The organism is Pseudoxanthomonas kalamensis DSM 18571, assembly GCF_010211745.1.
In the GTDB taxonomy this organism is placed as follows: Bacteria; Pseudomonadota; Gammaproteobacteria; order Xanthomonadales; family Xanthomonadaceae; genus Pseudoxanthomonas_A; species Pseudoxanthomonas_A kalamensis.
Genome location: NZ_PDWQ01000002.1, coordinates 203,628 through 221,647 on the forward strand (window position 1 = coordinate 203,628; position 18,020 = coordinate 221,647).

18 protein-coding genes are annotated in these 18,020 nt (G+C 67.3%); 12 read left to right on the forward strand and 6 right to left on the reverse strand.

Annotated features, from left to right (window positions below; translation table 11 throughout):
- Positions 1 to 82: 82 nt before the first annotated feature.
- The 3 genes from CSC70_RS04980 to pdxH form a co-directional block, all read right to left on the reverse strand.
- Entirely contained in the window at positions 83 to 478 is a 396-nt protein-coding gene (locus tag CSC70_RS04980; RefSeq protein WP_162455558.1) for a hypothetical protein, read from the reverse strand.
- A gap of 87 nt (positions 479 to 565) precedes the next feature.
- The gene (locus CSC70_RS04985; protein ID WP_162455559.1) at positions 566 to 1,120 is read right to left on the reverse strand and encodes an ECF-type sigma factor; all 555 of its coding nucleotides are present in this window, start codon (positions 1,118 to 1,120) and stop codon (positions 566 to 568) included.
- A gap of 181 nt (positions 1,121 to 1,301) precedes the next feature.
- A complete protein-coding gene (pdxH, locus tag CSC70_RS04990; protein ID WP_162455560.1) occupies positions 1,302 to 1,901 on the reverse strand; it encodes a pyridoxamine 5'-phosphate oxidase in 600 nt (199 codons plus the stop codon).
- Between the two features lie 38 nt (positions 1,902 to 1,939).
- Here pdxH and CSC70_RS04995 point away from each other — a divergent pair, with 38 nt between their 5' ends.
- A complete protein-coding gene (locus CSC70_RS04995; protein ID WP_162455561.1) occupies positions 1,940 to 2,791 on the forward strand; it encodes a kinase in 852 nt (283 codons plus the stop codon).
- On the opposite strand, the gene CSC70_RS05000 is transcribed toward CSC70_RS04995, so the two are convergent.
- The gene (locus CSC70_RS05000; RefSeq protein ID WP_162455562.1) at positions 2,772 to 2,975 is read right to left on the reverse strand and encodes a dodecin family protein; all 204 of its coding nucleotides are present in this window, start codon (positions 2,973 to 2,975) and stop codon (positions 2,772 to 2,774) included. The two genes, CSC70_RS04995 and CSC70_RS05000, sit on opposite strands and share 20 nt — an antisense overlap.
- 97 nt (positions 2,976 to 3,072) lie before the next feature.
- Here CSC70_RS05000 and CSC70_RS05005 point away from each other — a divergent pair, with 97 nt between their 5' ends.
- Genes CSC70_RS05005 through mdtD form a run of 5 tightly spaced genes read left to right on the forward strand, consistent with a single transcriptional unit; the run spans position 3,073 to position 7,556 of the window.
- A complete protein-coding gene (locus CSC70_RS05005; protein ID WP_162455563.1) occupies positions 3,073 to 3,615 on the forward strand; it encodes a shikimate kinase in 543 nt (180 codons plus the stop codon).
- A complete protein-coding gene (gene aroB / locus CSC70_RS05010) occupies positions 3,612 to 4,718 on the forward strand; it encodes a 3-dehydroquinate synthase (RefSeq protein WP_162455564.1) in 1,107 nt (368 codons plus the stop codon). Before CSC70_RS05005 ends, aroB begins: the two co-directional genes overlap by 4 nt.
- Before the next feature lie 34 nt (positions 4,719 to 4,752).
- The gene (locus CSC70_RS05015) at positions 4,753 to 5,010 is read left to right on the forward strand and encodes a WGR domain-containing protein (protein WP_162455565.1); all 258 of its coding nucleotides are present in this window, start codon (positions 4,753 to 4,755) and stop codon (positions 5,008 to 5,010) included.
- Positions 5,011 to 5,065: 55 nt separating this feature from the next.
- The gene (gene hemE / locus CSC70_RS05020) at positions 5,066 to 6,142 is read left to right on the forward strand and encodes a uroporphyrinogen decarboxylase (protein WP_162455566.1); all 1,077 of its coding nucleotides are present in this window, start codon (positions 5,066 to 5,068) and stop codon (positions 6,140 to 6,142) included.
- Between the two features lie 7 nt (positions 6,143 to 6,149).
- On the forward strand, positions 6,150 to 7,556 hold the full coding sequence (gene mdtD / locus CSC70_RS05025; RefSeq protein ID WP_162455567.1) for a multidrug transporter subunit MdtD: 1,407 nt from the start codon (positions 6,150 to 6,152) through the stop codon (positions 7,554 to 7,556).
- Positions 7,557 to 7,578: 22 nt separating this feature from the next.
- Here the strand turns inward: mdtD and CSC70_RS05030 are convergent, their stop codons facing one another.
- On the reverse strand, positions 7,579 to 11,088 hold the full coding sequence (locus CSC70_RS05030; RefSeq protein ID WP_162455568.1) for a hybrid sensor histidine kinase/response regulator: 3,510 nt from the start codon (positions 11,086 to 11,088) through the stop codon (positions 7,579 to 7,581).
- Positions 11,089 to 11,228: 140 nt separating this feature from the next.
- Between CSC70_RS05030 and CSC70_RS05035 the strand changes: the two genes are divergently transcribed.
- The 3 genes from CSC70_RS05035 to CSC70_RS05045 are packed head-to-tail and all read left to right on the forward strand — an operon-like array spanning position 11,229 to position 13,040.
- Entirely contained in the window at positions 11,229 to 11,897 is a 669-nt protein-coding gene (locus CSC70_RS05035; protein ID WP_162455569.1) for a YceI family protein, read from the forward strand.
- Positions 11,894 to 12,484: a cytochrome b gene (locus CSC70_RS05040; RefSeq protein WP_162455570.1), complete on the forward strand. Its 591-nt coding sequence runs from the start codon at positions 11,894 to 11,896 to the stop codon at positions 12,482 to 12,484. Before CSC70_RS05035 ends, CSC70_RS05040 begins: the two co-directional genes overlap by 4 nt.
- On the forward strand, positions 12,474 to 13,040 hold the full coding sequence (locus tag CSC70_RS05045; protein WP_162455571.1) for a YceI family protein: 567 nt from the start codon (positions 12,474 to 12,476) through the stop codon (positions 13,038 to 13,040). The genes CSC70_RS05040 and CSC70_RS05045 overlap by 11 nt, the downstream gene beginning before the upstream one ends.
- A 12-nt stretch (positions 13,041 to 13,052) precedes the next feature.
- On the opposite strand, the gene CSC70_RS05050 is transcribed toward CSC70_RS05045, so the two are convergent.
- A complete protein-coding gene (locus CSC70_RS05050; RefSeq protein ID WP_162455572.1) occupies positions 13,053 to 13,289 on the reverse strand; it encodes a glutaredoxin family protein in 237 nt (78 codons plus the stop codon).
- Between the two features lie 71 nt (positions 13,290 to 13,360).
- Between CSC70_RS05050 and CSC70_RS05055 the strand changes: the two genes are divergently transcribed.
- The 3 genes from CSC70_RS05055 (at position 13,361) to CSC70_RS05065 (ending at position 18,019) form a co-directional block, all read left to right on the forward strand.
- The gene (locus tag CSC70_RS05055) at positions 13,361 to 14,743 is read left to right on the forward strand and encodes an L-serine ammonia-lyase (RefSeq protein WP_162455573.1); all 1,383 of its coding nucleotides are present in this window, start codon (positions 13,361 to 13,363) and stop codon (positions 14,741 to 14,743) included.
- Positions 14,744 to 14,878: 135 nt separating this feature from the next.
- A complete protein-coding gene (locus tag CSC70_RS05060) occupies positions 14,879 to 16,432 on the forward strand; it encodes a sulfatase family protein (protein ID WP_162455574.1) in 1,554 nt (517 codons plus the stop codon).
- 75 nt (positions 16,433 to 16,507) lie between these two features.
- On the forward strand, positions 16,508 to 18,019 hold the full coding sequence (locus CSC70_RS05065; protein WP_162455575.1) for a sulfatase family protein: 1,512 nt from the start codon (positions 16,508 to 16,510) through the stop codon (positions 18,017 to 18,019).
- Position 18,020 lies beyond the last annotated feature (1 nt).

An 18,020-nucleotide genomic window follows, 5' to 3' on the forward strand; every position in this document is an offset into this window, starting at 1 on the left:
GCGCGGCCTGCCAATGCTTCGACGGTTCCCGTGTGTCCGTCATCGATCGCCCTCGATCATTGCCCCAGACTGTCGCGTGGATTCAATCTTTGTACAACCAGGTCCCGGAGCCATCGCATGGCTGCGCCTCGACCTTGCATGTATGCTGTTTCCCAAGTGCCCGAAACGTACTGCATTCAATCCGCTTCGAATACGGATTGGCAAGCTTCCATTTGGAAAAATCCGGCCCATATTTCTCCTTGGCCTTCTTCTTCCAGTCATCGATGGCAGAATCCTTTGCCCGGTCTTTTATCCGGAATCCTCCGGTCTTGGAAAAGCCGAAGATCGGATCGACCACGCAGCCGTTCGAGCTGGTCGCTGGCCGCACCGGTGCCGGTCGTTTGGTCGCCTTGCCGTCGGCAAGCACTGCATCGGTCTGGCCGACGGCAATGGCGCAAATAGCAACCAGAACCAGGCGACGGAAGAAAGTTACGCTCATTCGAATCTCCGGTTCGGACCGGATGGCGAATTGCATCCGGACCCAACAAAGACATTCGATGCGCGGTGCAAAAGCGGGCCATGCCCACTACTCCATCAATGTCTGCAGCGCCGCTCGGGCCGCCGCCCACTCACGCTTCAGCGTGCGCTCGGACCGACCCAGCATCGGCGCCAGCTCGGCATAATCCAGCCCCGCGAAGAAACGCAGTTCGACCAGCTCGCGCCTCGCTGGGTCGATTTTCTGCAGCTGGTCCAGCGCCGCGTCCAGGGCCAGCACTTCCTCGGGACGGGTCTCCTGCAGCAGGTTGTCCTCCAGCTCGACCCGAACCAAGTCACCGCCATGGCGTCCGGTCTGCGCCCTGCGCGCATGATCGACCACAATCCAGCGCATCGCCTGCGCGGCCGTGGCATAGAAATGCTTGCGGCTCTCCAGATTCAGCGACTCGTTGCCGCACAGACGCAGGTAGGCCTCGTTGACCAGCACGGTCGGGGTCAGCGTGTCCTGCCCACCGCGGGCGATACCGCGGGCAATCTTGCGCAACTCGGCGTACAGCAACCCACAGACCCGGGACAGACTGTCCGGATCATCGGTGGCGGCCTGCCGCAATAACAGGGTGATGTCGCCGGTGGCGTTCTCGTCCATCAATTCCTGCCCGCTCTACCCCATGCCATTCGCGTCGCAGCCGGAGCCTCTTCCGGCCGCTCGTGACTACTGAAGCATATCGCAGCGGGATGCGCCCGAGGTCAGCGAAAACACAAAGACTTGCCTGAAATGCCGATGCGCTTCACAAACCGCCTTTCCTCAGCCGTACGCTGCAAACAACTCAGGGAAACAGCATCTGCTTGTGCCAGGTACCACCATCATCTCGGTGATAACGCCAGCGCTCATGCAGACGGAATTCGGCGCCGTACCAGAACTCGATCGCCTGCGGCACCACCCGGTAGCCGCTCCAGCCCGATGGCCGCGGCACCGGCTTGCCCTCGAAACGGGCCTCGACCTGCACCAGGTGCTGCTCGAATTCCTCACGCGAGCCTAGCGGCTGCGACTGATGCGAGGCCCAGGCACCGATCTGGCTCAGCCGCGGACGCGAGGCAAAATACGCGTCGGCTTCGGTATCCGAGACCGGCTCCACCCTGCCTTCGATCCGCACCTGGATGCCGGCCTCGCGCAAGGTGCGCCACAGGAACAGCAGCGCCGCTTGTGGATTCTGCGCCAGTTCGCGCCCTTTCTGGCTGCCGGTATGGGTATAGAAGACGAAACCGCGCGCGTCAAAAGCCTTCAACAGCACGATGCGCGCGGAAGGGCGCCCGTCCGCCGTGGCCGTCGCCACCGTCATTGCGTTCGGCTCGGCCTCGTGGCTAGCCTTGGCCTCCTCGAACAGTTCGGCAAAGGTCGTCAGGGCTTCCGTGTACAACTCGGTCATGGCGGTTGGCCTGCGGGGGTTTGCGCTATTGTCGCGCGATGACGTCCGCAACGCACCCACCTTCCGCTGCGGGGTTCCCCGCCGCGCTGGTCGAGTCCCTGCTGCGCGAACTGCCGACGGCGGCCGACGGACACGCACCCGTGTTCGGCATCAGCGGCCTGCAGGGCAGCGGCAAGTCCACGCTAGCCGCGCAACTGGCCGCAGCCGCAACCGGCGCCGGTCTGCGCACGGCGATGGTGTCGATCGACGACTTCTACCTGACCCGTGCGGAGCGGCTGCAGCTGGCGCAACAGGCGCATCCGTTGCTGGCTACCCGGGGGCCGCCCGGAACGCACGATCTGACCCTGGCGATGGACACCCTGGGAGCCCTCCGCATGCGGCAACCGGCCAGCCTGCCGCGATTCGACAAGCTGGCCGACGACCGCCTGCCGCCTGAGCGCTGGCCGCGCATGGATGCGGGTGTCGATCTGGTGATCTTCGAGGGCTGGTTCCTCGCCACCCCGGCCGAACCGGATCCAGCGCTGGCCACGCCATTGAACGCACTGGAGCGCGACGAGGACGCCGACGGTCGCTGGCGGCACCATTGCAACACGGCGCTGGCGCGCGACTATCCGCCGCTGTGGAACCTCATCGACCGCCTGCTGTTCCTGCAACCACCAGGTTTCGAGGTCGTACCGGAATGGCGCTGGCAGCAGGAACAGGGCCTGCAGGCCGCCGATCCGTCACGTCCGGGGATGTCGCAGGCGCAGCTCCAGCGCTTCGTGCAGCACTACGAACGGGTCAGCCGGCAGGCCTTGCGCACCCTGCCGGCCTTGGCCGACCGCGTCGTCCGCCTAGACGCGCGACGGCGACCGCTGGACGACGGAGGCCTTACGCCACCACGAAGGTGATGCGCAGGTTGACCCGCCATTCCTGCACGTTGCCGGCATCGTCGGTCACCACCTTGATCTCGTTGACCCAGGCGCCCTTGATGCCCTTCACCGTCTCGGCGGTCTTCTTCAGCCCGGACTTGACCGCGTCCTCGACGCTGCTGGCGGAGGAAGCGTTGACTTCGATGATCTTGGCGATGGACATTCGGTGTCTCCTTACGTGTGGCGGCGATGCGCCGGGGCAGCCAGCCTAATCCGTTGCCTGTTAAGCGATCGCTACGGGGTGCTAGCATCCCTGCAGCATGAATCCCGCCCCGAACCTCGTCCTGATCGGCCCGATGGGCTCCGGCAAAACCTCCATCGGCAAGCGCCTGGCCGAGCGATTCGGCCTGCGCTTCGTCGATGTCGACCAGGCCATCGTCGACCGGGTCGGCGCCAGCATTCCCGCCATCTTCGAGCATGTCGGCGAAGCCGGCTTCCGCGAACGCGAGCGCGCCGTGCTCGATCAGTTGCTCGATGGTCAGGACCAGCTGGTCTCTACCGGCGGCGGCGCCGTGCTGGATGCGCACAACCGCAGCCGCATGCGTGACCGCAGCTACGTGATCTATCTGCGTACCCGTGTGGAGACCCAGCTCAAGCGACTGAAGCACGATCGCCACCGCCCTCTCTTGCAGCGCGAAGACCGCGAACAGGCCCTGCACGCCATGGCCGAATTGCGCAATCCGCTGTACGAGGAAGTCGCCGACCTGGTGCACGATACCGATGGACTGAACCCCGGCCAGGCGGTCGGCAGCCTGGTCGAGCGCATTGCCCGCCTGTGGCAGAACAACGGAAGCCTCGCATGACCTCCTCCCTGCGCCACGTCGATGTCGGCGGACAGACGCCCTATCGCATCCACATCGGCCCGCACCTGCTGACCGAAGGTGCCGCGTTGGCCGCGCAGGTTCGCGGCCGACATGTGTTGCTGGTCAGCGACTCCAACGTCGCCCCGCTGTACGCCGCCGGCGTGCGCGAAGCCCTGCACGCCGCGCGATCGGAACTGCAGATCGCCACCTTCGTGCTGCCGGCCGGCGAGGAATCGAAGACCCTGGCCCACTTCGGCGGCGCCATCGAAGCACTGGCCGGCCTGGGCGCCACCCGCGACGCCTGCGTGTTTGCCCTCGGCGGCGGGGTGGTCGGCGACCTGGCCGGCTTCGCCGCCGCCTGCTGGATGCGCGGCATCGACTGCGTGCAGCTGCCGACCACCCTGCTGTCGATGGTCGATTCCTCGGTCGGCGGCAAGACCGCGGTGGACATTCCGCAGGGCAAGAACCTGGTCGGCGCCTTCCATTCGCCGCGGGCGGTGTTCGCCGACACCGGCGCGCTGCGTACCCTGCCGATCCGCGAATTGCGTGCCGGCCTGGCCGAAGTGATCAAGTACGGTGCCATCCGCGACCCGCTGTTCTTCGAGTGGCTGCAGGCCGAGCGCGAGGCCCTGCTGGCCGGCGATGCAGCTGCGCTGGCCCAGGCCATCGCCCGCAGTTGCGAGCACAAGGCCGAGATCGTCGAGCGCGACCCGCTGGAAAAGGGCGAGCGTGCCCTGCTCAACCTCGGCCATACCTTCGGCCATGCGATCGAGGCCGAACAGGGCTACGGCGGCGCCGGCAACGACAACCTGAACCACGGCGAGGCCGTCGCCGTCGGCATGGTGCTGGCCGCAAGACTGTCGGCCGACTTGGGCATGGCCACGACCGAAGATGCCGAGCGACTGGCCACCCTGCTGGCCGGCTACGGCCTGCCGACCGCGATCCCGGCCGGACTGGCGCCGGACGCCCTGCTGGCGCGGATGCGGCTGGACAAGAAGAATCTGGCCGGTCGCCTGCGGCTGGTGCTGTGGCGCGGCGTCGGCCATGCCGAAATCGTCCCCGACGTCGACGAAGCCGCGGTGCTGGGCGTGCTCGTAGGATAGAGCGCAGGCGCCGGCAACCGCTACAATTCACGCCATGCGCGTCTTTCTGCAGCAACGCCCGTCCGCGGGCGAAGCTCCCCGCTACGTCCAGCTGACCCTGCAACCGGATCTGTTCGGTGGCTGGGAGCTGCTGCGCGAAAGCGGCCAGCTCGGCGGTCGCGCCCAACTCCGGCGCGAGCAGTACCTGCTGCAGGACGAGGCGACCAATGCCTTCGAGAAAGCCCGCGACAGCTGCCTGAAGCGCGGCTTCCAACAGACCTTCGCGCAGGGCGCGCACATGCCGAAGCACTGATCCGCGACCCGCCGCTTCCGACCCGACCCAACGCCAACGCTTACCGAGATATCCCTTGTCCCACGCCCCGCTCGAAAACGACCGCTTCCTCCGCGCCCTGCGCCGCCAGCCCGTCGACCGCACCCCTGTCTGGCTGATGCGCCAGGCCGGGCGCTACCTGCCCGAATACCGCGCCACCCGCGCTCGCGCCGGCAGCTTCCTCGGCATGGCCAAGAACCCGGAGATCGCCTGCGAAGTCACCCTGCAACCGCTGGCGCGCTTCGACCTCGACGCGGCGATCCTGTTCTCCGACATCCTGACCATTCCCGATGCGATGGGGCTGGGGCTGTATTTCGCCGAGGGCGAGGGGCCGAAGTTCGAACGCCCGGTGCGCGATGCCGCCTCGATCGCCGCGCTGTCGGTGCCGGACATGGAAACCGAACTGCGCTACGTGATGGACGCAGTGCGGCTGATCCGCCGCGAACTGCGCGGCAAGGTGCCGCTGATCGGCTTCTCCGGCAGTCCGTGGACGCTGGCCTGCTACATGGTCGAAGGCGGCGGCAGCAAGGACTTCGCCCGGATCAAGGCGATGGCGCTGAACGAACCGGCCGCGCTACACACGTTGCTGAAGGTCAACACCGATGCGGTGATCGCCTACCTGGCCGCGCAACGCGCGGCGGGTGCGCAGGCGCTGCAGGTGTTCGACACCTGGGGCGGGGTGCTGTCACCGGCGATGTACCGCGAATTTTCGCTGCCGTACCTGTCGCGGATCGCGCGCGAACTGCCGCGCGGTGAAGGCGACCAGCGCGCACCGCTGATCCTGTTCGGCAAGGGCAATGCCGCGCATCTGGAGGCGCTGGCCGACTCGGGCACCGAGGCGGTCGGCGTGGACTGGCTGGTCGAGCTGGGCGAAGCTGCGCGCCGCACCGGCGGCAAGGTCGCGTTGCAGGGCAACCTGGACCCGGCGGTACTGTACGGCTCGCCCGACGCCATCCGCGTCCAGGCCCGCGCCGCGCTGGACAATTACCGCGACGGCAATGGCGGCTCGCGCGAAGGGCACGTGTTCAACCTCGGTCACGGCATGTCGCCGGATATGAATCCGGAGCACGTCGCCGTGCTGGTCGAGGAAGTACATACCTACAGCGCGCGCTGAGCCCCACATGCCGTCGGCAGCGGTTCCCCACGCCTCCCGCCCGCTGCTGTGGCTGGTGGCGGCGAGCGTCTTCATGCAGATGCTCGATTCCAGCATCGTCAATACGGCACTGCCGTCGATGGCGAACAGCCTGGGCGAGAGTCCGCTGCAGATGCAGTCGGTGGTGATGATCTATGCGCTGGCCAATGCGGTGTTCATTCCCGCCTCGGGCTGGCTGGCCGATCGCTTCGGCACCCGCCACGTCTACCTGATCGCGGTGCTGCTGTTCGCCGCCGGTTCGCTCGCCTGCGCCCTCTCGCAAAGCTTGGCCCAACTGGTCGCCTCGCGCGCACTACAGGGGCTGGGGGGCGCCCTGCTGCTGCCGGTCGGGCGGCTGGCCATCCTGCGCACGGTGTCGCGCGAGGAGTTCCTGCCGGCGATGAGCTTTGTCGCCATCCCCGCCCTGGTCGGCCCGCTGGTCGGCCCGACCCTGGGCGGCTGGCTGACCGAAATTGCCTCATGGCACTGGATTTTCCTGATCAATCTGCCGATCGGCGTTCTTGCCATTCCGGTGGCGCTGCGGGTCATGCCCAACCATCGCGGCAGGGAACGGACCCGTTTCGACGCCGTGGGCTATCTGCTGCTGGCCATTGGCATGGTGCTGCTGACCCTGGCGCTGGACGGCCTGTCCGGCCTGGGCACGGCGCATGCGCTGGTGTTGCTGATGGCGGTGTTCGGCCTGGCCGCAATGGCCGGTTACTGGCTGCACGCCGGCGCGGTGGCGCACCCGCTGTTCCCGCTGCAGATGTTCCGCCTGCCCAGCTTCCGGATCGGCATTCTGGGCAACCTGTTCTCGCGCGTGGGCAGCGGCAGTGTCCCCTACCTGATCCCGCTGCTGCTGCAGGTGGGCATGGGCCTGTCACCGATGCAGGCCGGGACGATGATGGTGCCGGTGGCGCTGGCCGGCATGGCCTCCAAACGCGCCGCGGTGATGCTGGTCGGACGCTTCGGCTACCGACGAGTGCTGATGGTCAATACGGTGCTGGTGGGCCTGATGATCGCCGCCTTCGTGCTGGTCGGAGCACAGCAGCCGCTCTGGCTGCGGATCGTGCAGTTCGCGCTGTTCGGTGCGGTCAATTCGCTGCAGTTCACCGCCATGAACACCGTCACCCTGCGCGATCTGGATACCGAATACGCCAGCGCCGGCAACAGCCTGCTGTCGATGGTAATGATGCTGGCCACCAGCTTCGGCGTGGCCGCCGCCGGCAGCCTGCTGGCGGCTTTCGACCAATACCTGGGAGCGCATGGTGCGCAACTGCCGCTGCAGGCCACCTTCATCTGCATGGGCACGATGACGCTGGCATCGACCCTGGTGTTCTGGCAGTTGCCGGACCAGCGCCCCCCTGCCCGCACGGTCGAGCCGGTCGCCGAATAGGTAAATGCCGCGTCCGCCGCGATCAGTCGTGGCGGTTGCCAAGCATCGTGCCGATCGCCGCGGCCAGCATCTCGCCGGTCACCGGCTTGCGCAGGAAACCGTCGAAGCCGGCCGCGCGCGCCGCCGGTTCGGCATCGGCGTCGGCACGTGCGGTCACTGCCAGCAGCGGCAGATCCAGCCCCTGCGCCCGCAGTTGGCGGGCCAGCGCCAACCCGTCGAGGCCCGGCAGATCCAGATCCAGCAGGGCGATGTCGAAGCTATCGGTCGCGGTTTCGGTCAGTGCCGCCAATCCATGCGCCACGTGCTGCACCCGGTGTCCGCGCGCGGTCAGCAGCCCGGTGATGACCTCGGCCACGGTCGGATCGTCTTCCACCAGCAGAATGCGCAGGCTGGCGCTGGCCTTCAGCAACGGGCGCTCCATCGGCTGACGGCCGGAACTCGCCGCCTCCGGCAACGGCAGCTCGACGATGAACCGGGTGCCGTTGCCCGGTGCGCTGTCCACCGTGATCTGTCCGCCCATCGCCACCGACAACTCCTGGCAGATTGCCAGCCCCAGCCCGCTGCCGCCGTAACGGGTCGCGGTCTGCGCGCCCTCGGCCTGCTCGAAGCGCCGGAACAGCCGTTGCTGCTGCTCGGCGTTGATGCCCGGGCCGGTATCGCTGACCACGAAACGCACGCCTTCCCCGGCCAGGGCTTCGACCCGCAGTTCGACGCTGCCGCGCTCGGTGAACTTGATCGCGTTGTTGAGCAGGTTCAGCAGGATCTGTCTTACCCGCATCGAGTCGCCGCGCAGCGCCAGTGGCGCGCGCGCGTCGATCTGGCTGGAGAACGCCAGTCCGCGTTTGGCCGCCATCGGTGCGGTCAGCGACGCCACTTCGGACACCAGTTCACGTAGACCGAAATCCTGCTGGTCCAGCTCGAGCTTGCCGGCTTCGATACGGGCCAGGTCCAACGCGTCGTTGACCAGTCGCAACAGGTGCGCACCAGCATTGCGGATCGCTTCGGCGTAACCGCGCTGGCGCGGGTCCAGCCGGGTACCGAGCAGCAGCTCGCTCATCCCCAGCACGCCGGTCATCGGCGTGCGCACCTCGTGGCCAAGGGTGGCCAGGAAGCGGGTCTTTGCCTGCGAAGCCTGTTCGGCGACCTCGCGCTTGTGCAGCGCCAGCTGCCACTCGCTGCGATCGCGCACGCGCCGGCGGTATCCGGCCGCCAGCAACAGCACCGTCAACACCCCCAGTACGGCGAACAGCAGGATGCCCCAGCGACTGCGCCACCATGGCGGAGCGACGCCGAAATCGACGAACTGGCTGGCCGACCACAGGTTGTCTTCCGAGCGGCCCTGCACTTCGATCCGGTACTTGCCGGGCGGAAGTTGCGACAGCGTGCGTTCGCCGTTGCGGCCGACCTGCACCCAGTTGTCGTCGAACCCCGGCAGGCGGTAGCGGTACACATGGCTGGACACGTTGGTGTAGCTCAGCAGGCGTGCGGTCACTTGCAGGTCGCGGTCGTCGTGCGCCATCTCGAAATAGGCACCGGGTTCAACCCGGCGTTCGCCGTCGTGCGTACGCACGATGATCGAATCGACCGCCAGCCGCGGCGGTTCGGTTTCCGGCCGTACCGCGATGGGGTCGAAGATCGCCACGCCATGCGCGGCAGCCACGACGATGCGGCCATCGCCCTTGCGTTGCACCGGCCAGCCCAGGATCTCCTGCCCCGGCAGGCCGTCGTGGATGTCGTAGATGCGCGTCTGCTTCCTGGCCGGGTCGATCCGGATCAGGCCGCGCTTGCTCGACAGCCAGATCACCCCGCGCCGATCCACGGTCATGCCGTCGAAGATCACCTGCGGCAGGTCCTGCGCCCGGTCCAGGTGTTCGATGCGGCGATAGCGGCCCTGTTCGAAGCGATAGGCCGTCAGCGCGCCCATCGTGCCGATCCACAGCGTGCCGTCCTCGTCGGAGGCGAAGGTGCCGACCCGCGCCGTGTCGTCGATGCCCGGCGGCCGGACGAAAGCGCCTTGCGCGTCGTCCCAGGCCAGCACGCCATTGCCGGCCAGCCATGCCCGTCCATCCGGCCCGATCTTCAGGAACGAGGGATCGAAGCCCGCCTCCAGCGCCCGACCGCCGTCCAGAAGCGCATCCACCACCACCGCACCGCCGGGATCGCGGGCCTGGACGCCGACATTGCGCACCAGTTGCCAGATCCGTCCCTGCGCATCCTGTCCGATCGCGGTCACATCCCCCGCCAGCGCAGCGTCGCTCGCATCCTCCGATCCCCACCGCCGCACCCGGCCGCTGTCCGGATCGTAGCGCGCCACCCCGCCCAGATACCCCATCCACACGCCGCCATCGGCGGCTTCCATCACGCAATTGAGCGGGCGGTCGCCGGCCGCATCCTCCAGCACGTGCCGGACCTGTCCGCTTTCGGGGTCCAGTTCGTCGAGAATGCCGGTGCTGCCGACCATCCACATGTTGCCGCTGCGCGAAGGCGCGATGGAATAGACCTGCGTGTTGCCCAGCGAGGCGGGGTCGCGCTCGTTCTTGGTCAGCACCGAGAACTGGCGCCAGTTGGACGGCAGGTACCACAGGCCGGCGTCGGAACTGGCGAACCACAATCCGCCCTCGCGGTCTTCCAGTGCCCGGCTCCATTGCGGGTAGACGTCGCCGCGGGTCAGGTCGCTGTACAGCGGAACCCGGTGGATCGGCACGTCGGGCTCGGCGCGCTGCATGCCTTCGAAGGCGTCCAGCCAGTAGGCGCCGCTGCGGTCGTGCAGCAGCAGGCCATACAGCGTCATCCGTCCGCGCACGCCCCAGGGATCCAGCGAACTGCTGCCATCGGCACGGTAATGACTCATGCCCAGCACCGTGTTGATCCAGACGCCGCCCTCGCCGTCATCCGAGAGCCCGGTGGCATAGGGCGTGACCATCGCCTCGGCCGGCACTCGCTCGAAATCGTCCCCGGTCCAGCGCGCCACGCCGCCGTCGGTCGCCACCCACAACGTGCCGTCGCCGGCGATGATCAGGTCGGTGATGGCAGTTCCCGGCACACTGCGCTCGTTTCCCGGCTCCGGCATGAAGCGTTCGACGGTGTCGTCCGTGCGGATCCGGTACAACCCGCTCGAACCGGTGCCGAACCAGACCTCGCCGTCCGGCGTCGCGGTCACGCTCCAGACGATGTTGCTGCCGATCACCGGATAGGCTGCGCTGTCGTAGTAGCGGAACTCGCGCCGGCGCGCATCCAGTATCGCCAGACCGGCGCCGTGGGTACCGACCAGCACCCGGTTGTCCGCATCCACGTGCACCGCCAGCACGATGTTGTCGCGCAGGCCCTCGCCTATCCGCCAGACCCGGAAATTCACCCCGTCGTACCGCGCCAGGCCATCCATGGTCGCCAACCAGATATAGCCGTCGGCATCCTCGGCAATGTCGTTGACCGAGTTCGACGGCATGTCGTTGGCTACCGTGATCTGGCGCAAGCGCGGAGTCTCCGGCAACCCCGCGGCAGCCTTCCCGGCCAGCAGCAGCGCCAGCAGCATCACTGCGCATCCCATTCCCCGAGCCGTCATGGCCTGTTTCCGTCCTCGTCGAGTCGCCCGCGCGGTTCCGCCGCATCCTCGCAACGGATCGTTGTGCATGCAAGCGCGCTCCTGCGGCACGGGCGGCTAGAATCCCGGTCATGCCCGTCCCCATCGCCCTCGCCCGCTGGCTGCTGCTGTCCTTCGGATTCGCGTCCATCGCCGCACACGCCGAGCCCGTGCGCTATGCACTGGACCCGGTGCATACGCGGGTGATGTTTGCGGTGCAGCATGCCGGCTTCTCGCATGCGCTGGGCACGATCTCCGGTAGCCGCGGCGAGCTGTGGTTCGACCCCGACGACTGGAGCACGGCGCGGGTGGTGGTCGAAGTGCCGTTGCAGCGCGCCGACCTTGGCGACGCCGACTGGAACCACGCGGTGCTGGCGCGCAACCTGCTGGATGCGGAAGGCTTTCCGGTCGCCCGCTTCGTCTCGACCCGGATCGAGCCGGTCGACGCATCGACCGCCAACGTGCACGGTGAGCTGACCCTGCGCGGCGCCACTCGCGAGGCCACCCTGACCGTGACCCTCAACGCGCTCAAGCGCCATCCGCTGCCGCCGTTCCGGCGCACCGCCGGCTTTTCCGCCACCGCCACGCTCCTGCGCAGCGACTACGGCATCGATGCCTGGAAGTCGGTGATCGGCGATGAAGTCGAGCTGCGCATCGAGGCCGAAGCGGTACGCGATCGCAATGGCGACGATGCAGAGCAAACGCCTGCGACCGAGACTTCTGCGCCAACAGCTTCCCCCGAACCGGAACCGACGCCATGACCTTGAAGAACACCGACACGCAATGGGGAATGGTCAGCCAGGCCTTCCACTGGCTGATCGTGGTGCTGATCCTCGGCCTGGGCATCGTCGGCCTGACCATGGGCGAGCTGCCGCGCACGCCGAAATACTTCTGGGTCTATACCGCGCACAAGTCGATGGGCATCACCGTGCTGGCGCTGATGCTGCTGCGGCTGGGCTGGCGACTGTACGCCGGCGCGCCACGGCCGGTGCCCGGCACGCCCGGCTGGCAGCACGCCATCGCCACCATCACCCACTGGCTGCTGTACGCGCTGGCGCTGGCGATCCCGCTGTCGGGCTGGCTGTACGACTCGGCCAGCGGGCTGCGCCCGTTCCGCTATTTCGGCCTGTTCGAAATGCCCAAGCTGGTCGCGCCCAGCGAATCGCTGCAGGACGCCGCCCACCAGGCGCACGAACTGCTGTTCTGGGTGCTGATCGCGCTGGTCGCGCTGCACGCCGGCGCCGCGTTCTATCACCACCTGTTCCAGCGCGACGACACGCTGGCCCGCATGCTGCCGCGCCGACGCCGGCAGACTCCCCCCAGCCCGGAGCCCGATCATGTCGCATAAGCTGCTTCCGCCCGCCCTGACCGCCGCCGCCCTGGTGGCGATGATGGCCTCCGCGCCGGCACGCGCCGCCGACTACCTGCAGGCGCCTGGCTCGACCCTGGTATTCGCCACCCAGTACGACGGCGAAATCTTCACCGGCCGCTTCGGCGGTTTCAAGACCCGCCTCAGTTTCGACCCGGCCCGGCTGGAGGCCGCCAGCCTAGAGGTCGTTATCGACCTGGCCGGCACCGATACCGGCAACGACGATCGCGATTCGACCCTGGTCGGCAGCGCCTTCTTCGACGTCGGCAAGTACGCCCAGGCCCGTTACAGCGCACGCACGTTTCGCGACCTCGGCGATGGCCGCTATGCCGCCGACGGCACCCTGAGCCTGCACGGGGTCAGCAAGCCGGTGACGCTGACCTTCACCTGGACCCCCGGCGAACGCCCGGTGCTGGCCGGCAGGGCGCGGGTCAGGCGGCTGGATTTCGGCATCGGCAGCGGCGACTGGGCCGACACCGCGCTGATCCCCGACGAGGTGGCAATCAGCACCAAGGTCGTGCTGCAGCCGAGGTAGGACCAAACCGTCCTAGCCGCTCCCCTGGCCCAGAAACCGTCGCACCTGCCCGATACCGAACGGCCAGTCCAGTTCGGCGCCGCCCTGCGGGTCGCGCAGCACCGGCACCCTCATGCCGTAACGCGCCTCCAGCGCCTCGTCGTCGTCGATGAACACGCTGTCGAAATCCGGCACCCGCGCCTGCGCCAGCACCTCCAGTGCCTGGTCGCACAGATGGCAGTCGTCTCTCTGGTACAGGATCAGCGGCACGGCGGCATCCGACGGAAAGCTGTTGCGACGCGCAAGATGTCCGCGCCGGGAGCGGCCTTAGAATACGCCACATGGCCGTCAGCACCTTCGACCTCTACAAGATCGGCATCGGGCCGAGCTCCTCGCATACCGTCGGCCCGATGCGCGCGGCCGCGCGCTTCGTCGATCGCCTGCTGGTGCAGCCAGGACGGCTGGATGACGTGGCGCGCGTACGTGCCGAAGTGTTCGGCTCGCTGGCCCTGACCGGGCGCGGACACGGCACCGACAAGGCTCTGCTGATGGGGCTGGAAGGGCACTATCCCAATGCCATCAACCCCGACATCATCCCGGCCGCACTGGAACGCATCCGCGGCGAGAAGCGCTTGCAGCTGCACGGCAGCCACGCCATTGGCTTCGACGAGAAGCGCGACCTGGCGATGAACAGGCGTCAGAAACTGCCTTACCACACCAACGGCATGCGCTTCACCGCCTACGACGCTGCCGATGACGTCGTCGCCACCCGCGACTACTACTCGGTCGGCGGCGGTTTCGTGGTCAACCAGGACGAAGCGGCCGAGGACCGCATCGTGCCCGACGACACCCCGCTGCCGTATCCGTTCGCCACCGGCGACGAGCTGCTGCAGCGCGCGCAGGCCAGCGGACTGGGCATCGCCGCGCTGATGCTGGAGAACGAGAAGAGCTGGCGCAGCGAAGAGGAAATATTCGCCGGCCTGCGCGAGATCTGGAACGCGATGCAGGACTGCGTGGCCCGCGGCATCCGCCAGACCGGCACCCTGCCCGGCGGCCTGCACGTGGCGCGTCGCGCGCCCACGCTACACGCCGAACTGTCCTCGCGCCCGGAAGCGGCCATGCGCGACCCGCTGACCGTACTCGACTGGGTCAACCTGTATGCGCTGGCGGTCAACGAGGAAAACGCCGCCGGCGGGCGCGTGGTCACTGCGCCGACCAATGGCGCCGCCGGCATCATCCCGGCAGTGCTGCACTACTACGACCGCTTCTGCGCCGGCAGCAGCGAGGCGCGCATCTTCGACTTCCTGCTCACCGCTGCCGCCATCGGCATCCTGTACAAGGAAAACGCCAGCATCAGCGGCGCCGAGGTCGGCTGCCAGGGCGAAGTCGGGGTGGCCTGTTCGATGGCCGCCGCCGGACTGACCGCGGCGCTGGGCGGCACGCCCAGCCAGATCGAGAACGCCGCCGAGATCGGCATGGAGCACAACCTGGGCCTGACCTGCGACCCGATCGGCGGCCTGGTGCAGATTCCCTGCATCGAACGCAACGCGATGGGCGCGGTGAAGGCGATCAACGCCAGCCGCATGGCCCTGCGCGGCGACGGCAAGCACAAGGTCTCGCTGGACAAGGTCATCAAGACCATGCGCGACACCGGCCGCGACATGCAGGACAAATACAAGGAAACCAGCCGCGGCGGGCTGGCGGTCAACGTCATCGAGTGCTGAGTTCCTTCCCTGCAACTGCATGGCCATGCTGCGATGCAGTGTGAAAACGTTTTCATGAGCGGTTAGGGTACGTCGGTCATCGCCCTCCATGCCGTCCTGCGGCGATGTTTCCTGCCATCGACCCAGGAGCCGCCAATGTCGTCCCGATTCAACCGCCGCAAGGCCATGCAGTTGTTCGGCGCGGGCGCCGCCGGCCTGTCGCTGCCGGGCATCCTCGCCCAGGCCCGTGCCCGCGGCGCTGATACTCCACCGGCCAAGGCCCGCAAGGGCGCGCCCAACATCCTGTTCATCATGACCGACGATCAGGCCAGGGGCGCCCTGAGCATTTACGGCAACCCCATCCTCAAGACGCCGAACATGGATCGCGTCGGCCTGGAGGGCATGCGTTTCGACCAGGCCTTCGTCACCACGTCGGTGTGCGCGCCCAGCCGCGCCTCCTATCTGACCGGCCTGTATGCGCACAGCCACGGCGTGACCAGCAACGGCGAGGAACCGGGCTGGTACCAGCAGATGGGGTTGGCCCATGACCAGATCACCTACCCGATGCTGCTGCGCCAGGCCGGCTACCACACCGCCGTGGTCGGCAAGTGGCACATCAAGTCGATGCCGACCGGGTTCGACCACGCCGCGATCCTGCGCGGCCAGGGCAGCTATTTCGATCCCGAATTCATCGTCAACGGCGCGCCGGTGCGTTTCCGTGGCCACACCGACGATGTGATCGGCGACCAGGCTATGACCTATCTGCGGCAACGGCCCAAGGATCAGCCGTTCTGCCTGTGCTACCAGTTCAAGGCGCCGCACGGGCCGTGGGAACCGGACTCGCGCTTTTATTCCGCGTTCGAGGACGTCGACATCCCCTTACCGCCGGGCTTCGGAGAGCCGCAACCCGATGGTGCGCCCGTCGCGTTCTCGAAGACCACGCAGGAAATCGCCAACATGCGCGATTTCTTCCACAAGGCCGAACGGCGACCGCCGCAGGTCGACGAGAGCCTGCCGGAAGACCAGCGCCTTCGCGCCGTCTACCAGGCCTACATCCGCAACTACTATCGCGTGCTGCTGGGCGTGGACGAAAACGTCGGCCGCGTGCTCGACTTCCTCGACAAAGAAGGTCTGGCCGAGAACACCATCGTCGTCTACACCACCGACAATGGGATGTTCATGGGCGAGCACGGCTTCTATGACAAACGGTTGATGCTCGAACCCTCGATCCGCGTTCCGCTGCTGATGCGCTGGCCGGGGCATATCCAGCCCGGTCGCGTCGACGGGGATCACATGGTCCTCAACATCGACGTGGCACCGACCCTGCTGGAACTGGCCGGGGTCGAACCGCCGGACTGGATGCAGGGCCGCAGCTGGAAACCGATCGTCGAGGACCGCAAGACCGACTGGCGCGAGGATTTCCTCTACGAATGGTACGAGTACCCGGCCGTGCATTGCGCGCGCAAGCACCACGGGGTCCGCACCACGCGCTGGAAGCTGATTCACTTCTGGCAGCAGCCGGAAGAGTGGGCGCTGTACGACCTGCAGGACGATCCCGGCGAAACCCGCAACCTGGCCGGCGATCCGCAGCATGCCGACACGTTCGCACGGCTGAAGCGGCGCATCGCGGAACTGCGTGCGGAAACCGGCGACCACGGTGAGCCAGGGGAAACGCTGCCCGTGCTCGAGCCCGGGAAGTGCCCCGCCTAGGCACCACGACTGCCTCGCATCCGGAAACCCGCAATTGCCGCCAGCTTCACCTCAAACGGACAAGGAACCCCGCTCATGCCTACCCGTCACGATCGTCGCTCCGCACTGAAGCGCCTGGCCGGCGCATCGCTTGGCCTGTCGCTGGCCCCGCTGTTCGGCGGCGGCCTGCGGGCCGCCATGCGCGGCTCCGCCGCACGCCGTCCGAACATCATCTTCATGATGACCGACGACCAGGCCTTCGGCGCGATGAGCCTGTACGGCAACCGCATCCTGCAGACGCCGAACATGGACCGGATCGGGCGCGAAGGCGTGCGCTTCGGCCAGGCCTTCGTCACCAACTCTCTGTGCCTGCCCAGCCGCGCCAGTTATCTCACCGGCCAGTACTCGCATACCCACGGCATGCTGACCAACGGCGAGGAATCCGGCTTCAACGACCAGCCGGCGATCCGCAACGAGGACACCTGGCCGATCCTACTGGGCAAGGCCGGCTACCACACCGGGATGGTCGGTAAGTGGCACGTCAATTCACCACCGCAGGGCTACGACCTGACCGCCATCCTGCAGGGACAAGGGGTGTATTTCGATCCGCCGATGCTGGTCAACGGCCGCTTGCAGGCACAACGCGGGCACGCGGACGACGTCATCGGCGACCATGCACTGCGCTTCCTGCAGCAGGTGCCGGACGATCGTCCGTTCTGCCTGTTGTGCCAGTTCAAGGCGCCGCACCGCGGCTGGGAACCGGCACCGCGCTTCGCCAAGCGTTTCGAGAATGTCGACATCCCGCTGCCGGCGCATTTCGACGAGAGTCTGGCCACCCGTCCTCTGGCGGTGCAGAAATCGCAGATGCGCATCGCCGACATGCCCGACTTCCACGATCGCGGCGTTCCGGCCAGTTTGCCCGAAGCCGAACAGGCACGCGCCAACTACCAGGCCTTCATCAGGCACTACTACCGTGTGCTTCTGGGCGTGGACGAAAACGTCGGCCGCGTGCTCGATTACCTGGACCGGCAGGGATTGGCGGACAACACTCTGATCGTCTACACCTCCGACAACGGCTTTTTCCTCGGCGAGCACGGCCTGTTCGACAAGCGGCTGATGTACGAGCCCTCGATCCGGGTGCCGATGTTGCTGCGCTGGCCCGCACAGGTCGATGCCGGACAAGTCGACGACGACAACTTCGTGCTCAATATCGATGTCGCCCCGACCCTGCTGGATCTGGCCGGCGCCGACGTGCCGGACAACATGCAGGGACGCAGCTGGCGGCCGCTGCTGGGTCTGGGCGGCGGCTCGGTGCCGTGGCGGCAGGACTTTCTGTACGAATACTTCGAGTTCCCCGCCGCGCACTGCGTGCGTCGCCATCGCGGCGTGCGCAACCATCGCTGGAAACTGATCCAGTTCTTCGACGACCCGCAGGAATGGGAACTGTACGACCTGCAGGACGATCCGGACGAGATGCGCAACCTCGCCGGCGATCTCGCCCATGCCGTCACCCTGCGCAAACTGCGCCAGCGGCTGGCGCAACTGCGCCGCGAATACGACGACCACCTGGACTTGCCCGTTCCCGACCCGAAGCAATGTCCGGCCTGAA

Coding starts and splice junctions, on each gene's coding strand:
- CSC70_RS04995 (WP_162455561.1), top strand. CDS start 1,940: ATGACGTCCGCAACGCACCCACCTTCCGCTGCGGGGTTCCCCGCCGCG.
- CSC70_RS05040 (WP_162455570.1), top strand. CDS start 11,894: ATGACCTTGAAGAACACCGACACGCAATGGGGAATGGTCAGCCAGGCC.
- CSC70_RS05015 (WP_162455565.1), top strand. CDS start 4,753: ATGCGCGTCTTTCTGCAGCAACGCCCGTCCGCGGGCGAAGCTCCCCGC.
- CSC70_RS05000 (WP_162455562.1), bottom strand. CDS start 2,975: ATGTCCATCGCCAAGATCATCGAAGTCAACGCTTCCTCCGCCAGCAGC.
- mdtD (WP_162455567.1), top strand. CDS start 6,150: ATGCCGTCGGCAGCGGTTCCCCACGCCTCCCGCCCGCTGCTGTGGCTG.
- CSC70_RS05005 (WP_162455563.1), top strand. CDS start 3,073: ATGAATCCCGCCCCGAACCTCGTCCTGATCGGCCCGATGGGCTCCGGC.
- CSC70_RS05035 (WP_162455569.1), top strand. CDS start 11,229: ATGCCCGTCCCCATCGCCCTCGCCCGCTGGCTGCTGCTGTCCTTCGGA.
- CSC70_RS05065 (WP_162455575.1), top strand. CDS start 16,508: ATGCCTACCCGTCACGATCGTCGCTCCGCACTGAAGCGCCTGGCCGGC.
- pdxH (WP_162455560.1), bottom strand. CDS start 1,901: ATGACCGAGTTGTACACGGAAGCCCTGACGACCTTTGCCGAACTGTTC.
- CSC70_RS05045 (WP_162455571.1), top strand. CDS start 12,474: ATGTCGCATAAGCTGCTTCCGCCCGCCCTGACCGCCGCCGCCCTGGTG.
- aroB (WP_162455564.1), top strand. CDS start 3,612: ATGACCTCCTCCCTGCGCCACGTCGATGTCGGCGGACAGACGCCCTAT.
- CSC70_RS04980 (WP_162455558.1), bottom strand. CDS start 478: ATGAGCGTAACTTTCTTCCGTCGCCTGGTTCTGGTTGCTATTTGCGCC.
- CSC70_RS04985 (WP_162455559.1), bottom strand. CDS start 1,120: ATGGACGAGAACGCCACCGGCGACATCACCCTGTTATTGCGGCAGGCC.
- CSC70_RS05055 (WP_162455573.1), top strand. CDS start 13,361: ATGGCCGTCAGCACCTTCGACCTCTACAAGATCGGCATCGGGCCGAGC.
- CSC70_RS05030 (WP_162455568.1), bottom strand. CDS start 11,088: ATGCTGCTGGCGCTGCTGCTGGCCGGGAAGGCTGCCGCGGGGTTGCCG.
- CSC70_RS05060 (WP_162455574.1), top strand. CDS start 14,879: ATGTCGTCCCGATTCAACCGCCGCAAGGCCATGCAGTTGTTCGGCGCG.